The sequence below is a fragment of the Streptomyces sp. NPDC039430 genome, from assembly GCF_055639435.1.
Genome location: NZ_JBVKAK010000001.1, coordinates 230090 through 245561 on the forward strand (window position 1 = coordinate 230090; position 15472 = coordinate 245561).

Below are 15472 nucleotides of genomic sequence, written 5' to 3' on the forward strand. Positions count from 1 at the left end.
GTCAGGCTCCGGGGACGGATTCGACGCGCTTCTTGAGGCCCGCGAGTGCCCGGTCGATGATGACCTTCTCGGCCTTGCGCTTGATCATGCCGAGCATCGGGATCTTGACGTCGACGGTCAGCCGGTAGGTGACCTCGGTGCCCGAGCCGGCCGGCGCCAGCAGGTACGAGCCGTCGAGGGCGCGCAGCATCTGGGACTTCACCAGCGTCCAGCTGACCTCGTTGTCGCCGGTCCAGGTGTAGGCGAGGGTGTGGTCGTCCTTGATCGCTCCGGCGTCCAGCACCAGCCTGACCTGCTCGGCGCGGCCCCGGTTGTCGGTGGCCAGCACCGCGGCCTCCTTCACCTCGCCGGTCCACTCGGGGTAGCGGTCGAAGTCGGCGATCACGCCCATGACGTCGGCCGGTGCCGCCTCGATCGTGATGCTCGAACTGGTGTGTTCCGCCATCGCCGTGCTCCTCCGGTGCTGGGGCTGTCCCGGCTTCTGGATATGTGTGGTGCAGGCTATCGCGAGTGCGCCGGTCACCATTCCATGGCCCACGGCCGCCCGGTCGCCGCGAAGTGCCCCACGTTCACGCACTCCGTGGCGCCGACGCGCATCCGGCGGGCCAGCGGCTGGTGGACATGTCCGAACAGCGCGTACCGCGGCCTCGTACGGCGGATGGCGTCCAGCAGCGCGGTGCTCCCGCGTTCGAAGCGGCGGGCGACCGTGTCGTACGTCAGCTCGGGCACGTCGGGCGGGATGTGCGAGCACAGCACATCCACCTCGCCGAGCGCCTCGACCTTGGCCGCGTAGTCCTCGTCGGAGATCTCGTACGGGGTGCTCATGGGGGTACGCAGCCCGCCGCCGACGAATCCGAAGACCCGGCCGCCCAGCTCGACGCGCTCGCCGTCCAGCACGGTGGTGCCCGGCAGCGCGTACTCCCGCCAGAGGTCCGGGATGTCGACATTGCCGTATGTCGCGTACGTCGGGGCGGGGAACGCCGCGAACAGTTCGGCGTACTGGCGGCGCACGCCCTGCTCGATCGCGGCGCCCGGGTCGAGCCCGAGCCCGGCCCACAGCTCCCGGCCCAGCTCCCGGGCCTCGTCGAAGCGGCGGGCGGTGCGCAGCGCCACGATCCTGTCGGCGTTCTCGACGCCGAAGAGGTCGGGGAAGATACCGCGCGAATGGTCCGCGTAGTCCAGGAAGAGCACGAGGTCACCGAGGCAGATCAGGGCGTCCGCGCCGTCACCCGCCTTCGCGAGATCCCGTGCGTTCCCATGGACATCACTGATCACATTGACTCGCATACCTCGCATGACGATCACCCTAGAACTCCGATTCCGCCCTCGGTAGAGGGTCCGGACCTGCGGTTCCTTCCGTGGTGGCGGAGGTGTGGACTACTCTGCGCGAAGTACCGCACAGTACGTGTGACGCACGGAACATCTGGCCGGGACCCTCTATCGGTACGTCCGTACCGATGGGTAACGTCCGGGCAGTCCAGTCGTGCTCGCCCCGCCGAGCACCTGCCCGATCTTGGACCGCAGCCGGCGTGTGCGAAGCCGTGGCGCCGGCGCCCGATGAGGAGCAGCAGTCTTGCGCGAGTTCAGCCTTCCGGCCCTGTACGAGGTCCCTTCGGACGGCAATCTGACGGATCTCATCCGCCGCAATGCCGCGCAGCACCCGGATGTCGCGGTCCTGGGCCGCAAGGTGGCCGGTGCCTGGACGGACGTGACCGCCACGCAGTTCCTCGCCGAGGTACGGGCCGCCGCCAAGGGCCTGATCGCGGCGGGCATCCAGCCCGGCGACCGGGTCGCACTGATGTCCCGTACCCGCTTCGAATGGGTACAGCTCGACTTCGCGATCTGGAGCGCCGGCGCGGTCACCGTCCCGGTGTACGAGACCAGCTCGGCCGAGCAGGTGCAGTGGATCCTCGGCGACTCGGGCGCGGTCGCGGCGATCGTGGAGACCGCGGAGCACGCCGCGGCGGTGGAGTCGGTACGGAGCGGTCTCCCCGGCCTGCGCGACGTCTGGCGGATCGACGGCGGCGCGATCGCGGAGCTGACCTCGACCGGCGCCGGGATCACGGACGCGGCCGTCGACGAACGCGCCGCGACCGCGAAGGCCGACGACCCGGCGACCATCGTCTACACCTCGGGCACCACGGGCCGCCCCAAGGGCTGTGTGCTGACGCACCGCAGTTTCTTCGCGGAGTGCGGCAACGCGGTGGAGCGCCTCAACCCCCTTTTCCGCACGGGCGAGTGCTCCGTGCTGCTCTTCCTCCCCGCCGCGCATGTCTTCGGACGGCTCGTCGAGGTGGCGGCCGTGATGGCACCGATCAAGCTCGGCTGCCTGCCGGACATCAAGAACCTCACCGACGACCTGGCGTCCTTCCGGCCGACGCTGATCCTCGGCGTCCCCCGCGTCTTCGAGAAGGTCTACAACTCCGCCCGTGCCAAGGCACAGGCGGACGGCAAGGGCCGGATCTTCGACAAGGCCGCGCACACGGCGATCGCGTACAGCCGCGCGCTGTCCACCCCGCGGGGCCCGTCACTCGGCCTGCGGATCCGGCACAAGATCTTCGACAAGCTCGTCTACGGCAAACTCCGCGCCGTCCTCGGCGGACGCGGCGAGTACGCGATCTCCGGCGGCGCCCCGCTGGGCGAGCGGCTGGGCCACTTCTACCGGGGCATCGGCTTCACGGTGCTGGAGGGCTACGGCCTCACCGAGTCCTGCGCGGCCACCGCCTTCAACCCGTGGGACCGCCAGAAGATCGGCACGGTCGGCCAGCCCCTGCCGGGCTCGGTCGTCCGGATCGCCGACGACGGCGAGGTCCTGCTCCACGGCGAGCACCTGTTCACCGGCTACTGGAACAACCCCGAGGCGACGGCCGAGGCCCTCGCCGACGGCTGGTTCCACACCGGCGACATCGGCACGCTCGACGAGGACGGCTATCTCTCGATCACCGGCCGCAAGAAGGAGATCCTGGTCACCGCCGGCGGCAAGAACGTCGCCCCGGCCGTGATCGAGGACCGCATCCGGGCGCACGCGCTGATCGCGGAGTGCATGGTCGTCGGCGACGGCCGCCCGTTCGTGGGCGCGCTGATCACCCTGGACGAGGAGTTCCTGACCCGCTGGGCCACGGACCACGGCAAACCCGCGGACGCGACGGCGGCGGCGCTGCGGCTGGACCCGGAGCTGCTGGCGGAGGTGCAGCGGGCGGTGGACGAGGGGAACGCGGCGGTGTCGAAGGCGGAGTCGGTACGGAAGTTCCGGGTGCTGACAAGGCAGTTCACGGAGGAGGCGGGACACATCACGCCGTCGATGAAGCTGAAGCGCAATGTGGTGGCCAAGGACTTCGCCGACGAAATCGAGGCGATTTATCAGGGCTGAGGGGGTTCGTTCCGGTCGCGGCCGGATTTCGGGTGCGGGTCCGTTTGGGTGCGGTGCGGCGCGGTGCGGTGCGCTTGTCTTTGGCGGAGGCCGGTGGTGCGGTGCGGGTTGTCGCCGGGGTGCGCTCCGGGCCTCGCGCCCGGGACCGCATGGTGTACGGCGCGGATCTGCCCAGTCGATGGTTCGGGCGTCCGCGCGCCACACATCACCCTCTACGTCCCGGACACGGACCCCTGCGCGCCCCCCTTCACCACCCGCACAAGCCACGCGTGCGCGCGAGGGCGGGCACACCGCCCCGGCCCGCAACCCCCGCCGGACGGCGTACCGCTAAAGCAGCGCCTTGAGGCGCGACGCCAGCAGGTCCCAGCGCCACTTCTCCTCCACCCACTCCCGCCCCCGCTCCCCCATCCGCCGCCTCAGCTCCGCGTCCCCGAGCAGCGCCACCACCCGCTCCGCCGTTTCCGCCGACGCCACCTCTCGCGGTCCCCCGCGCACCACCCAGCCCGTCTCACCCTCCAGCACCGCGTCCGGCGCCCCGCCCGAGTCGCCCGCGATCACCGGGAGCCCCGTCGCCGACGCCTCCAGGTAGACGATGCCCAGGCCTTCGACGTCGAGACCGCCGCGCCGGGTGCGGCAGGGCATCGCGAAGACGTCGCCCGCGCCGAAGTGGGCGGGGAGTTCCGGCCAGGGGACGGCGCCGGTGAAGCGTACGGAGCCGGCCACACCCGTGTCGGCCGCCAGCTTCCGCAGCGCCCCCTCGTACGGTCCGCCGCCCACGATCAGCAGCACGGCGTCCGGCACCCGCGCCAGGATCGCGGGCAGCGCGTGGATCAGCGTGTCCTGGCCCTTGCGCGGGACCAGCCGGGAGACGCAGACCACGACGGGCCGGTCCGCGAGGCCGAGCCGTTCGCGGACTGCCTGACCGCCCGAGCCCGGGTGGAAGGTCTTCTCGTCGACGCCGGGCGGCAGCTGGACCATGCGCCCGGCGGCCTCCGGGGTGAGCGCCGGGGCGATGCGGGAGCGCGTGTACTCACCGAGGTAGGTGATCGTGTCCGTGCCCTCGCCGATGCGCCGCAGCAGCTGCCGGGACGCGGGCAGCTGGGCCCAGCCGGCCTCGTGGCCGTGCGTGGTGGCGACCAGGCGCCGGGCGCCCGCCGCGCGCAGGGCCGGGGCCATCAGGCCGAGCGGGGCCGCCGCGCCGAACCAGACCGACTCGCAGCCGTGCTCGCGCAGCAGCCGGGTGGCCCTGCGGGTGACACGCGGGGTCGGCAGCAGCATGGTCGTACGGTCGCGTACGACGGTGAACGGCTGCTCCGCGTCGAACGCCGCCGTCGCCTCCGCGCCCTCGCGCCCTCGCTTCCAGGTGGAGGCGTAGACGACGAGCCGCTCGGGGTCCAGACGCAGCGCCATGTTGTGCAGGAACGCCTGGATGCCGCCCGGCCTGGGCGGAAAGTCATTGGTCACGATCAATGTCTTGTGCATCGCCGCAGACAGTACCCAACCCGGCGGCGGCCCTGCCTCGTGGCTCCCGCACAGCCCCGCCCTGCATCATGACACCCGCGGTCACGTACGAGTCGGACGAGGATGAGGCGGTCATGGCGGGCGCGCACGGCACACGGTTCCCGGTCGCGGTGTGGGCCCTCACCAGGGCGGCGCTGCTGCTCTGCGTCTTCAAGGTCGTCACGCTCCCGGGGCCCGACGTCACCGGCGATGTCGCGGTGATCTACCAGGGCTGGTACGAGGTGCTGAAGACCGGCACGTATCCGCTGGATGATGTGACCTGGCAGTATCCGCCGGCCGCGGCGCTGGCGATCGTGTCGCCCGCGCTGCTGCCGTTCCTCGGCTACGCCTCCGCCTTCTTCGTGCTGGCGCTGGTCTGCGACGCGATGGCCTTCGGGCTGCTGCTGTACGCGGGGAGGCGGACCGGCCGGTCCCTGAGGGGCGCGTGGGTGTGGGTGGCGGGGGTGCCGCTGCTGGGTCCGACGGCGTACGCGCGGTACGACCTGATGGTGACGGCGGTGGCGGTCGCCGCCCTGCTCGCCGGGGCACGCCGGCCGCGGCTGATGGGGGCGCTCGCCGGGTTCGGCGCGCTGCTGAAGGTGTGGCCGGTGCTGCTGCTGGTGGGTACCCCGCGCGGCCGGGTCACCCGGTGGTCCTGGGCGACGGCCGCGGTGGTGGCGGCCGTGCTGGTCGCGGTCTGTTCCGCCGCGATGCCCGGGGCACTGGCGTTCCTGACCTTCCAGCGCGACCGGGGCACCGAGATCGAGTCCCTGGGCGCGCTGGTCTTCCAGGTGGCAAGGCACTTCGGCTGGAGCGGGAGTGTGCTGCTCAACTACGGTTCCGTGGAGTTCGTGGGGCCGTATGTCCCGCTGGTCAGCAACGCCGCGCTGGTGCTGACCGTCCTGTCCTTCGGCTGGCTGCTGGTGTGGCGGCTGAGGGCGCGTGGGTTCGGCGCGGGCACGCCGTACGACGCGGCGTTCACGGCCGTGCTGCTGTTCACCACCACGAGCCGGGTGATCAGTCCGCAGTACATGCTCTGGCTGGTCGGTCTCGCGGCTGTCTGTCTGACGCCGCGGGCGAGCCGGATGGCCCTGCCCGCGTGGCTGGTGGTGGCGGCGACCGCCGTCACACTGCTCGAATTCCCGCTGCTGTTCTCGCATGTGGTGGCCGGTGACGCGACGGGCATCCTGCTGCTGGCCGTACGGAACGGGCTGCTGGTCGCGGCGACCCTGACGGCCTGTGCGCGCCTGTGGCGTGACACGGTCTCCGGGCCCCGCGACGGGGACGCGCTCGCGGTCAGGCCAGACGCCGGCGCACAAAGTCGCGCCAACGTGCCGTGAGCTCCTCCGGCGTGGTGGAGAGCACGTCGTGGGCCGCCTTCTCCACCGCCCCCTCGCGCCCGGGGTGCGCGCCGACCGCGCGGTAGAAGCCGGTCAGCCGCCGCTCGCCCCGGTCCCGGGCGATCAGCTCGCAGGCCAGCCAGCCGGCCTCGTAGGAGCGGGCCAGCCGGCCGGGGTCGCCGCCGAAGGCGAAGTCCTCGTCGGACGGCAGCTGTGCGGGTGCCTCCCCGCGGCGGACGGCGCGCTGGAGTTCGGGCGCGATCTCGCCCGCCGTCCGGTCCGTGCCCCGGTACGCGACCCAGTCGGCGAAGCCCTCCGAGAGCCAGGCCGGGGTGGCGGCCGAGGTGGCGGCGCGGGTCGCGACATGGGTGGTCTCGTGGGTGAGGACGATCCGTTGGCCGTAGGCGCTGAGGGCGGCGTACGCCTCGGGGTTCACCACGATCCGGTCGGCGGGCGCCGCGTCAGGGGAGCCGACCTCGCCCGTGGTGACGGCCGCGATGCCCCGGTATCCGGCCGCGGGCGCCCCCAGCAGCCCCGCCATGGACTCCAGGGAGTCCGGCACGAGCAGCACCACCCGGCGCGCCCAGGGGCCAGGCCAGGCGTCGGCCACGGCGGGCACGGCCCGGTCGGCGGCGGCCGCGATACCGCTCAGTCGCGCGTCGGCCGCCGCACCGGCCCCGACACCGAGGACGAGGCTGTGGGCGCCGCGTACGGCCCGTACCTCGCCCTGCTCCCAGAGCTGTGCGGTGCCGCCCGCGCCCGGCCGGTCCCCGGTCACGTACCAGCGGCCCCCGCTCTCCTCCAGCGCCAGCGTGCGGGGGGTCGAGACCGGGGCGGTGTCGTAGCCGGCGACGCGGTAGCGCAGTTCGGCCTGGACGGTGGCCCGGTCGCCGGAGCGTTCGACGCCGGTGAGCCGGTACGTCCAGGAGCCGAGCGGCACGTCCGCGAGGTTCTCGAACTCCTCGCGCGCGGTGGCGCGCAGGGTCCGCGCGGAGGGGGCGAGGACGGCGAGATACGCGTCCTCGTCCCGGTCCATCACGGCCGCGGCCCGGCGCTCCAGGGTCCGCCCGATCGCTTCGGTGGAGGTGTCGGGGGCCTTCCCCGGGGCCGTGCAGCCCCCCGCCAGCAGCAGCGCGACGAGCCACGGCACGGCCGTGCGTCCCCACGCGCCGTGCCGTCCTGCCGCGGTACGCGCCCGACCTGCCACCCCGCCGATCGTACGGGGTGGCCCACGGCTCCCGTCCGGATCAGACGCGCGTGACCGACGAGACCGGCATCATGCCGACCGGGTCGTAGCGCACCGCGGCTCCGGGATACGGGGCGTGGATCACCTGTCCGTTGCCCACGTACATGCCGATGTGGCTGGCGTCGTCGCGGTACGCCACGAGGTCACCGGGGCGCGCGGCGGAGAGCGGGACCTGCCGGCCCGCGTACCGCTGCGCCTGGGAGGTGCGCGGCAGTCCGACGCCCGCCTGCGCGTACGACCACTGCGTGAGCCCGGAACAGTCGAAGCCGGAGGGCCCGTTGGCGCCCCAGACGTAGGGCCGGCCCACCGCGTTCTGGGCGGCGCGTACGGCCGCGGCGGCGCGCGCCGAGGCGGGCGCGCCACCGGAGAGCGTGGCGCCCTCGCCGCGGTCGGAGCGTGAGGCCCGGTCGTAGGAGTCGAGGTCGGCGGTGGGCAGCGAGTCGAGCAGCCGCCGCGCCTCGGCGAGTTTGCGTTCGACGGTGCGCTTGTGCCGGGCCACGGCGGCTCTGCTGCGCTCCAGCTCGGTGAGGTCGTGGGCGGCTTCCATACGCACCTGTCCCAGCCTCCGCTGGGCCTGCTGGAGTTCTCTCAGGGTGCCGGACTGGCGGGCGCCGACCCGGTCCAGGACGGAGGCCTTGTCGAGATAGCTGTCGGGGTCGGAGGAGAGCAGCAGGGCGAGGGCCGGATCGACGCCGCCCGAGCGGTACTGGGCGCCGGCGAGTGAACCGAGCGCTCCGCGCATCTTGTTGACGCGCTCCTGGCCGCGGGCCGCGCTGTCCTGCGCCTGGTCGACCAGGCCGCGCAGCCGTCCCGCCTGTTCCGTGGCCTTGTTGTACAACTCGGTTGCCTTCTCGGCCTGTTCGTACAGCCGGTCGACCTTGGCACGGGTGGCCTCCGGCGTCTGCTGCGGGTCGGCACCCGCGGGGGCGGCTCCGAGCGCCGCCGCGGCCGTGGCGGCCGCGGCGGACACCGCGAGGACGCTGCCACGGGCGCCGAGGCCCAGTCCGGGTTGTGAGGGGCGGCGATGGGACACCACAGGAAGCCGCACTTCCTTCCGCTGTACGCACTGACGCAGCCCCTGCCGCCCGACGGGCGGACCGCTGGCCGGAGCTGCGCGCAGCAGACAGTAGCCGTGCGACCACGGAGCGGCCAACGACCGCCCCGGGCACACAAAGTGGCGCCCCACCGGAGACCACAAGGTCATCGGCGGGGCGCGGCGTCAGCGTGCGGAGCGGGAATTCGCCCGAATGGGCGGGTGTCAGCGGGCCGTCAGCCGATCCGGACGCCGAACTGGAACGGCATGTTGTTGATGGACTCGTAGCGCACGCTGGCACCGGGCTTGGGGGCGTGCAGCACCTGTCCGTTGCCCGCGTAGAAGCCGACGTGGTGCAGGTCGCCGTAGAAGATGACCAGGTCGCCCTGCTTGAGCTGGCTCATCCCGAGGCGCGTACCGGCGTTGGCCTGGGCCTCGGAGGTGCGGGGTATCGCGGCGCCGGCCTGCGCGTACGCCCAGGAGGTCAGTCCGGAGCAGTCGAACGAGCTGGGGCCGCTGGCGCCGTAGACGTACGGGGTGCCGATCTTGCCCTGGGCGGCGGCGAACGCGGCGGCGGCCAGCTGCGAGGAGGGCACGGAGTTGCCGAGGTCGGCGCGCGAGGAGGTGCCGCCGCCGTCGCGGCTGGCGCGGGACTCGTCCTCCTGGGCGAGCGCGGCGCGCTCCTGCGCGGTGAGCGTGTTGAGCAGCTTCTGCGCCTCGGCGAGCTTGGCCCGGACCTCGTCCTTCTTCGCGCCGAGCTGCTTGCGGGTGTCCGCGAGGTCCTTGACCTTGCCCTGGGCCTCCTGGCGCTGCTGCGCGAGGGTCCGCTGCTTGGACTGGATCTGCTGGAGCGTGTCGGCCTGCTTGGCGCTGACCTGGTCGAGCGTGGACGCCTTCTCCAGGTAGCTGTCCGGGTCCGAGGAGAGGAAGAGCTGGACGGCGGGGTCGATGCCGCCGGTGCGGTACTGGGCGCTGGCCATCGCGCCGAGGCCGTCGCGCAGGTCGTTGAGCTCGTCCTGGCCGCGGGCGACCTTGTCCTGGAGGGCGTCGACCTGCTTTTCGAGCTTGCCCTGCGCCTCCTTGGCCCCGTTGTACTTCTCGGTGGCCTTCTCCGCGTCCTCGTAGAGCTTGTCGACCTTCTCCTTGACGTCTTCCTTGCTCGGCTTCGGCTCCGCGTGCGCGGCCTGGGCGCTGAGAGCGACGGCAGCGGCGGCGGTCGCGGTGAGCACGGTCACACGGGCACGGCTCGGCTGCTTGGGTCGACGGTGGGACGCCACGGAGGCGAGCTCCTTCTTCCTCAGCCGCCTACCGGGCCATGGGGGACGTAAGGCCCCGGCTTCCTGCGTCCACCCCGCCAGCGAACTGGAACGAACGGGGCCGAACTGCACGAAATCGGCGGTTCCTTCGCTGCCACCCCGGATGGATGATCAACCGTGCGAAGGTTCGAGGCCTGACCTTAGTGACCTCCTCGTGATCAGTTCAAATCCTTCCAAGGAAAAACTCAGTCAGGACGCACATAATTTACAGACATCGCACAGGCAGTCATGGACATTTGACACTGCGCTGCGACAAGGAGCGATCAATTCGGTCATTGTTCGCACGAGTTGACCAGCGTCGCAAGAGGGATCAGACGCGCGAAAGCCGCTTCAGCAGCAAGGCGGACGCGACCGGCCTGGCACCGGCCCTGGCGACCCCGTCCGCGACCTCACGGTCGGTGGAGACCACCACCACGGGCCGGCCGGGCGGCTCGGCCCTGACGAGCTGACGGATCAACTCGTCCGCCGTCACGCCCGGTTTGGAGAACAGCACCCGCACCCCGCGCGGCGGCGCGAGCAGTACCGGCGCCGCCAGTTCGGCGCCGTCGAAGACACACGTCATCTCCGCGCCGGTCTGCGCCGCGAGCATGGCGAGCCCGCCCAGCAGCCGCAGCCGCTGCTTCTCCAGCGGCATCGTCGGATAGCCGGTCTTGGTGACGTTGTAGCCGTCCACGATCAGATGCGCCTGCGGCAGCGCGAGCAACTGGTCGAGCAGCGCGGGATCGGTCTCGGAGAGCGCGCGGGCCGCCACGTCCTTGGGCGACATACGGCCGGGCTCGACCGCGTCGACCGTGTCCGCGGGGCGGGCGGCGGCGGGCGGCAGCGCCAGCTCGCGCCGCAGCCCCTGCGCCGACTCCAGCACCGTGTCCAGCAGCAGCCGCAGCCGCATGTCCTCCACCGAGCGGCCCTCACGGGCGGCCCTGCGGCTCGCCTCGACGGCCGCCTCCGCCTCACCGAGACGCGCCCTGATCCGGCGCGTCTCGCTCTCCGCCGCGGAGAGCTGCGCCGCCGACTCGGCGCGGAACGCCTCGGACTCCGCGTTCGCCCGGCGCAGCGCCGCCTCGCCCCGCTTCACATCGCTGTGGGCGCTGCGCAGCTTGCGATGGAGCGATTCGGCCTCCTTGCGGGCCGCCTCCAGCTCCGTACGGAGCCGTTCGGTCTCGCTCTTCGTCTGGGCCCTGGCGACGGCCAGTTCCTCACGGAGCCGTTCCAGCTCGCGCCGGGTCTCCGCACCGGCCCGCTCGGCGTCCGCCCGCTGGGCCTCCTCGCCCGCGGCGGCCACCAGCTTCACCCAGCCGGGGGGCCTGAGGACATACGCGGCGGCGGCGACATCCACGGGATCGGCGGCGGCGGGCGGCGAGCCCGCCTCCAGGGCCGCGGCCAGCTCGGGCTGGGACTGGCCGATCCGCTCCCCGATCCGCTGCCGGAACACCGGGTCGCTCTCCAGGGCGGCGGCCATCGCGTTGCCCGCGAACTTCGCCCGTCTGTTGGGGGCGAACCGGGCGTACTGCCGCAATTGCGTGGGGAGTTCGGTGACGGTCAGCCCGCCGAAGGCGTCGGAGACCAGGGCGACGACCCGGCGCCGTACCCCGTCCGGGAGCGGGCGGTCGAGCGCCTCCGCGGCGTCACCGCCGGCCGCACCGGCCGGCTCAGCACCGCTCGCGGGCTGCTCCACGATCCGTCACCCCATCTACCCCTTTCGGGCGGCTCCCTCAGGAACCGGTCCCCGGCCTGTCCACCAGCTCGATCTGGTCCACGGCGTTGCACCAGCGGCACCGCACCGACTCGATGGTCTCACTGACCACCTCGCGCTCCTCGACCTTCGGCTCCCCGGCCAGGTCCAGATGGACGTACTCGACGGTCTTCGCGGAGCGGGTCACATCGAAGCGCGTGAGATTGCCGCACAGCGTGCAGCGCCACCGGGTCGCGGCCGTCGGCTGCGGAACCGTCGTCATCGTCGCCGTCCTCTTTTCGTCGTCCCTCGTGCGGTGCCACGGGGTACGCGTCGAAACGCTGATATCCCGAAACACGCATGTGATGCCAGCAACCCTACGGCCTGGCGGCCACTCCAGGGGGCGGCGAGGCGCTCTGTACCGGTGGGTCCCGGTACGCAATGCTCTGTCCATGATCAAGTGGCGGACGGCGGCCGACGGCCCAGTGGTGACCTATGGACTGATCGGCCTCTGCTGTCTGGTCTTCCTGATCAGTCCGCTGTCGGGGTTCAATCCGGGATACGGGAAGGGGGACACACTCCTCGCGACCCAGAGCGCGTATTTCGAACGGTGGGGCGTCGTCCCCGTGAATCTGCTGCGCGGCACCCCGCACGCCCTGCTCACCCCGCTGACCGCGCTCTTCGTCCACGGCAGCTGGCTGCATCTGCTGGGGAACATGCTCTTCCTGTATGTCTTCGGGGCGATGGCCGAGGAGCGGATGGGCCGGGCGCAGTTCGTGCTCTTCTATCTCGCCGTCGGCTACTTCGCGCTGTTCGTGTACGCGGCGGCCAACGCCGACTCGGACCAGACGCTGGTGGGGGCCTCGGGCGCGATCTCCGGGGTACTCGGCGCGTTCCTCTACCTCTTCCCCAGGGCCCGGGTCACCAGCCTCTTCCCGTTTCTGCTCTTCCTGCCGCTGCGCTTCCCCGCCTGGATCGTGCTGATCTTCTGGTTCGTGCTCCAGTGGGTGGCGGCGCACGGCGCGGACGCCGGCCCCGGCGTCGCCTATCTCGCGCATGTGGTGGGGTTCGGCACGGGCTTCCTCTACGCCTGGGTGCGGTACTGGCGTACCGATAGAGTGAAGGACCTGTCCGCGGCCACCGAGGGAGAACGCCAACCGTGATCACCGCGATCGTGCTCATCAAGACCAGCGTCGACCGGATCCCCGAGATCGCGGAGTCGATCGCCGCCCTCGACAGTGTCAGCGAGGTCTTCTCGGTCACCGGTACGTACGACCTGATCGCCATGGTCCGGGTCCCCAAGCATGACGATCTGGCGGATGTGATCCCCGGCCGGATCAGCAAGATCGAGGGCGTCGAGGCCACGGACACGCATGTGGCGTTCCGTACGTACTCCCAGCACGACCTCGAAGCCGCCTTCGCCATCGGACTCGACGCGTAGAGCCCGTCCGCGCGGGCCGCGCCGCTCGGGATGCCGGCGGCGGAGGATGAAGGAATCCTCATCCGGCCCTCATCCCCGTCTCTCCCGCGCCCGGCACCGTGACGGACATGGCTTTCTCTCCTCGTCTGGCGGCCCTGGCGGCGGTCGTCGCCATCCCGCTCGGTATCGCCGCCACCAGCTACGCCATGACGGACAGTCCCGACGCGCCCAGGGTGCCGCCCAAGGTGGAGCTGGACTCCACGCCGTCGCGCTCGCCCGGCGTGCTGCCCGGCACCACGCCGGCCCCCTCGAAGAGCGGCGGTCCCGGTGCCACCCCGGGCGACGCCGTCGTACCGGGCCCCTCGGCCACCGACGGTGATGACGATGACGACCGCGGTGACGACACCGGTGAAGACGGCTGACTCGCGCCGTATCTCCGCCCGGGTACGGATCCTCCTCTGGCTGCTGGTCGTGATGACGGCCGCGCTGGCCGCCGTGGCCACCACCACCCGCTCGATCCTGCTGCGGGACGCCGACCAGCGGATCAGCCAGCTGCTCACCCAGGAGACCGGCGAGTTCGCGAACTTCGTCGACCACGGTGTCGATCCGCAGACCGGCGAGCGGTTCGGCGACCCGCGCGGACTGCTCCGGGTCTTTCTGCAGCGCCAGTACTCCGACCCGGACGAGGAACTGCTCGGCCTGACCCGGGCCGCCGGACCCAAGCCGCATGTGATCCGCCAGCGCCGTGACCTCCCCGACCGGACCGCGCTGTGGCGCGACGACGACGCGCTGACCCGGATCTTCGCCTCCGAGGCGGCCTCCGGCACCCTGCACCGCCCGCAGGGCGAGCTGCGCTGGGCGAAAGTGCGGATAGACCCCGCCGGCGACACGGCGCCCGGCGCCTTCGTCGTCGCTTTCCACGCCGACCAGGAACGGGCCATCGCGGACGAGACGTTCCGCACGCTGCTGGCCATCTCGGGGGTGGCGCTGCTGATGACGACCGGCATCGGCTGGGCCGTCGCGGGCCGCATACTCGCGCCGGTACGGGTCGTCCGGATGACCGCGGCGCAACTCACCGAGCAGGACCTCACCCGCCGCATCCCCGTGAAGGGCCGGGACGACATCGCGGCGCTCGCCGAGACCTTCAACGGGATGCTCGACCGGCTGGAGCGGGCGTTCGCCGCGCAGCGCGAGTTCGGCCGGGTTCTGCCACACCCTGCCCGCCTCCGCGAAACCCGTCGCGCTCTTCGCCGACCTGCCCGGCACCCCCACCTACACCCCGCGTGATCTGCTCCGGCTCTCCGCCGTACTCGCACCGCTCACAGCAGCCCTCGTCCTGCTCTTCGCCCTCGCCGTCTGGCCACTGCTCGGCGTGCCCGTTCGTCTGGAGACCCAGCCATGAGCTACCGCATCGCCATCGCCCCCAGCGGCTTCAAGGAATCCCTGTCCGCCCGCCAGGTCGCCGAGTCCATCGCCGAGGGCCTGCTCAGGGTGGTGCCCGACGCGGAGGTCGATCTGATTCCGCTGGTGGACGGCGGCGAGGGCACCGCCGAGGCGCTGGCCGCCGCGACCGGCGGCCGGCTGGTCCCGTACACCGCGACCGGCCCGGTCGGTGACCCCGTCGGCAGCCACTTCGCGCTCCTCGGGGACACCGCGCCCGGTGCGGCGACCGCCGTCGTCGAAATGGCCGCCGTCGCGGGCCTCTCGCTCGTCCCGGCCGGCCGGCGCGACCCGGGTACCACCACGACATACGGCGTCGGCCAGCTCATCGGCGCCGCACTCGACCTGGGCGTGCGGCGCGTCCTCGTCGGCTGCGGCGACTCCGGCACGTCCGACGGCGGCGCGGGGGCGCTGCGCGCACTGGGCGCCCGGCTCCTGGACCACCGGGGCCGGGAGCTGCCCCCGGGCGGCGCGGCGCTGCGCGCGCTCGACCGTATCGATACGAGCGGACTCGACCCGCGGCTGCCCGGCACCGAACTGCTGGTCGCCTGCAACCCGTTCAATGTCCTGTGCGGCCCGCGCGGGGTGGCGCGGGTGTTCGGCCCGCAGAAGGGCGCCACCCCGGCCCGGGTGGAGGAACTGTCCCTGGCGCTCGATCACTGGGCGGCCGTCCTCACCCGGGACCTGTCCCCCGGAACCGACCTGCGCGCCGCACCCGGCACGGGCGCCTCCGGCGGTCTCGGAGCCGGTCTCGCCGCGCTCGGCGCGCGCCTGCTGCCCCGCTTCGACGTCCTGCTCGACCGGCTCGACCTCGACGCCCGGCTGGCCCGCGCCGATCTGGTGATCACCGCCGAGGGCGCGCTCGACCACCAGACCGTACGCGGCAAGATCCCGGCCGAAGTGGCCCGTCGCGCCCACGCGTCCGGAGTGCCGGTCCTGGTGCTGGCCGGCACCATCGGCCAGGGCGCCCACGAGGTGCGGGCCCTGGGGGTCGACGCGTACAGCTCGATCATTCCCGCGCCGGTGGCACTGCCAGAAGCCCTCGACCGCGGCGGTGAGTTCCTCGCCGACGCGGCCGAACGCGCCCTGCGGATGGTCCTGCTGGGCACCCGCCTCGCGCCCGTCGCGGCCTGAG

General features: G+C 72.4%; 14 protein-coding genes and 2 pseudogenes. 8 read left to right on the forward strand and 8 right to left on the reverse strand.

Features of this window, described 5'->3' with window-relative positions; genetic code table 11:
* Window position 1: 1 nt before the first annotated feature.
* Window positions 2-445, reverse strand: coding sequence for an SRPBCC family protein (locus tag ACZ7LS_RS00975; protein ID WP_385135097.1), 444 nt, complete (start codon window positions 443-445; stop codon window positions 2-4).
* 74 nt (window positions 446-519) lie between these two features.
* Window positions 520-1275 (reverse strand): metallophosphoesterase family protein, encoded by a 756-nt coding sequence (locus ACZ7LS_RS00980; protein WP_382528683.1) that lies wholly within the window; start codon window positions 1273-1275, stop codon window positions 520-522.
* 298 nt (window positions 1276-1573) lie between these two features.
* Between ACZ7LS_RS00980 and ACZ7LS_RS00985 the strand changes: the two genes are divergently transcribed.
* Window positions 1574-3370, forward strand: a complete 1797-nt coding sequence (locus tag ACZ7LS_RS00985; RefSeq protein ID WP_382528582.1) for an AMP-dependent synthetase/ligase — start codon at window positions 1574-1576, stop codon at window positions 3368-3370.
* Between the two features lie 327 nt (window positions 3371-3697).
* On the opposite strand, the gene ACZ7LS_RS00990 is transcribed toward ACZ7LS_RS00985, so the two are convergent.
* Window positions 3698-4852 (reverse strand): glycosyltransferase family 4 protein, encoded by a 1155-nt coding sequence (locus ACZ7LS_RS00990; protein WP_382663995.1) that lies wholly within the window; start codon window positions 4850-4852, stop codon window positions 3698-3700.
* A 113-nt stretch (window positions 4853-4965) separates the two neighbouring features.
* Here ACZ7LS_RS00990 and ACZ7LS_RS00995 point away from each other — a divergent pair, with 113 nt between their 5' ends.
* On the forward strand, window positions 4966-6210 hold the full coding sequence (locus ACZ7LS_RS00995; protein ID WP_382528685.1) for a glycosyltransferase 87 family protein: 1245 nt from the start codon (window positions 4966-4968) through the stop codon (window positions 6208-6210).
* Here the strand turns inward: ACZ7LS_RS00995 and ACZ7LS_RS01000 are convergent.
* The 5 genes from ACZ7LS_RS01000 to ACZ7LS_RS01020 all read right to left on the reverse strand — a co-directional run bounded on the left by ACZ7LS_RS01000 (window position 6167) and on the right by ACZ7LS_RS01020 (window position 11760).
* Window positions 6167-7417, reverse strand: a complete 1251-nt coding sequence (locus ACZ7LS_RS01000; RefSeq protein WP_385135095.1) for a hypothetical protein — start codon at window positions 7415-7417, stop codon at window positions 6167-6169. The genes ACZ7LS_RS00995 and ACZ7LS_RS01000 overlap by 44 nt on opposite strands.
* A 40-nt stretch (window positions 7418-7457) precedes the next feature.
* Window positions 7458-8492 (reverse strand): C40 family peptidase, encoded by a 1035-nt coding sequence (locus tag ACZ7LS_RS01005; RefSeq protein WP_385135094.1) that lies wholly within the window; start codon window positions 8490-8492, stop codon window positions 7458-7460.
* Window positions 8493-8725: 233 nt separating this feature from the next.
* Entirely contained in the window at window positions 8726-9766 is a 1041-nt protein-coding gene (locus ACZ7LS_RS01010) for a C40 family peptidase (protein WP_382528594.1), read from the reverse strand.
* A gap of 349 nt (window positions 9767-10115) precedes the next feature.
* Window positions 10116-11480, reverse strand: a complete 1365-nt coding sequence (locus ACZ7LS_RS01015; protein WP_382528597.1) for an NYN domain-containing protein — start codon at window positions 11478-11480, stop codon at window positions 10116-10118.
* Between the two features lie 37 nt (window positions 11481-11517).
* Window positions 11518-11760, reverse strand: a complete 243-nt coding sequence (locus tag ACZ7LS_RS01020) for a hypothetical protein (RefSeq protein ID WP_382528600.1) — start codon at window positions 11758-11760, stop codon at window positions 11518-11520.
* A 169-nt stretch (window positions 11761-11929) separates the two neighbouring features.
* On the opposite strand from ACZ7LS_RS01020, the gene ACZ7LS_RS01025 reads away from it, so the two are divergent.
* The 6 genes and pseudogenes from ACZ7LS_RS01025 to ACZ7LS_RS01050 all read left to right on the forward strand — a co-directional run bounded on the left by ACZ7LS_RS01025 (window position 11930) and on the right by ACZ7LS_RS01050 (window position 15471).
* On the forward strand, window positions 11930-12640 hold the full coding sequence (locus ACZ7LS_RS01025; protein WP_382528603.1) for a rhomboid family intramembrane serine protease: 711 nt from the start codon (window positions 11930-11932) through the stop codon (window positions 12638-12640).
* Window positions 12637-12918 carry an Lrp/AsnC family transcriptional regulator gene (locus tag ACZ7LS_RS01030; RefSeq protein WP_030355412.1) on the forward strand — a complete coding sequence of 94 codons (282 nt, stop codon included), beginning with the start codon at window positions 12637-12639 and terminating at the stop codon, window positions 12916-12918. Before ACZ7LS_RS01025 ends, ACZ7LS_RS01030 begins: the two co-directional genes overlap by 4 nt.
* Window positions 12919-13025: 107 nt before the next feature.
* On the forward strand, window positions 13026-13319 hold the full coding sequence (locus tag ACZ7LS_RS01035; protein WP_385135091.1) for a small hydrophilic protein: 294 nt from the start codon (window positions 13026-13028) through the stop codon (window positions 13317-13319).
* Window positions 13276-14094 (forward strand): annotated as a pseudogene (locus ACZ7LS_RS01040) (HAMP domain-containing protein); the annotation flags it as partial. The gene ACZ7LS_RS01035 and the pseudogene ACZ7LS_RS01040, both read left to right, overlap by 44 nt.
* Window positions 14084-14299: pseudogene (locus tag ACZ7LS_RS01045) on the forward strand (SLC13 family permease); the annotation flags it as partial. The pseudogenes ACZ7LS_RS01040 and ACZ7LS_RS01045, both read left to right, overlap by 11 nt.
* Window positions 14296-15471, forward strand: coding sequence for a glycerate kinase family protein (locus tag ACZ7LS_RS01050; RefSeq protein WP_385135089.1), 1176 nt, complete (start codon window positions 14296-14298; stop codon window positions 15469-15471). The pseudogene ACZ7LS_RS01045 and the gene ACZ7LS_RS01050, both read left to right, overlap by 4 nt.
* Window position 15472 lies beyond the last annotated feature (1 nt).

Coding starts and splice junctions, on each gene's coding strand:
- ACZ7LS_RS01025 (WP_382528603.1), top strand. CDS start 11,930: ATGATCAAGTGGCGGACGGCGGCCGACGGCCCAGTGGTGACCTATGGA.
- ACZ7LS_RS00975 (WP_385135097.1), bottom strand. CDS start 445: ATGGCGGAACACACCAGTTCGAGCATCACGATCGAGGCGGCACCGGCC.
- ACZ7LS_RS00990 (WP_382663995.1), bottom strand. CDS start 4,852: ATGCACAAGACATTGATCGTGACCAATGACTTTCCGCCCAGGCCGGGC.
- ACZ7LS_RS01050 (WP_385135089.1), top strand. CDS start 14,296: ATGAGCTACCGCATCGCCATCGCCCCCAGCGGCTTCAAGGAATCCCTG.
- ACZ7LS_RS01035 (WP_385135091.1), top strand. CDS start 13,026: ATGGCTTTCTCTCCTCGTCTGGCGGCCCTGGCGGCGGTCGTCGCCATC.
- ACZ7LS_RS00995 (WP_382528685.1), top strand. CDS start 4,966: ATGGCGGGCGCGCACGGCACACGGTTCCCGGTCGCGGTGTGGGCCCTC.
- ACZ7LS_RS01020 (WP_382528600.1), bottom strand. CDS start 11,760: ATGACGACGGTTCCGCAGCCGACGGCCGCGACCCGGTGGCGCTGCACG.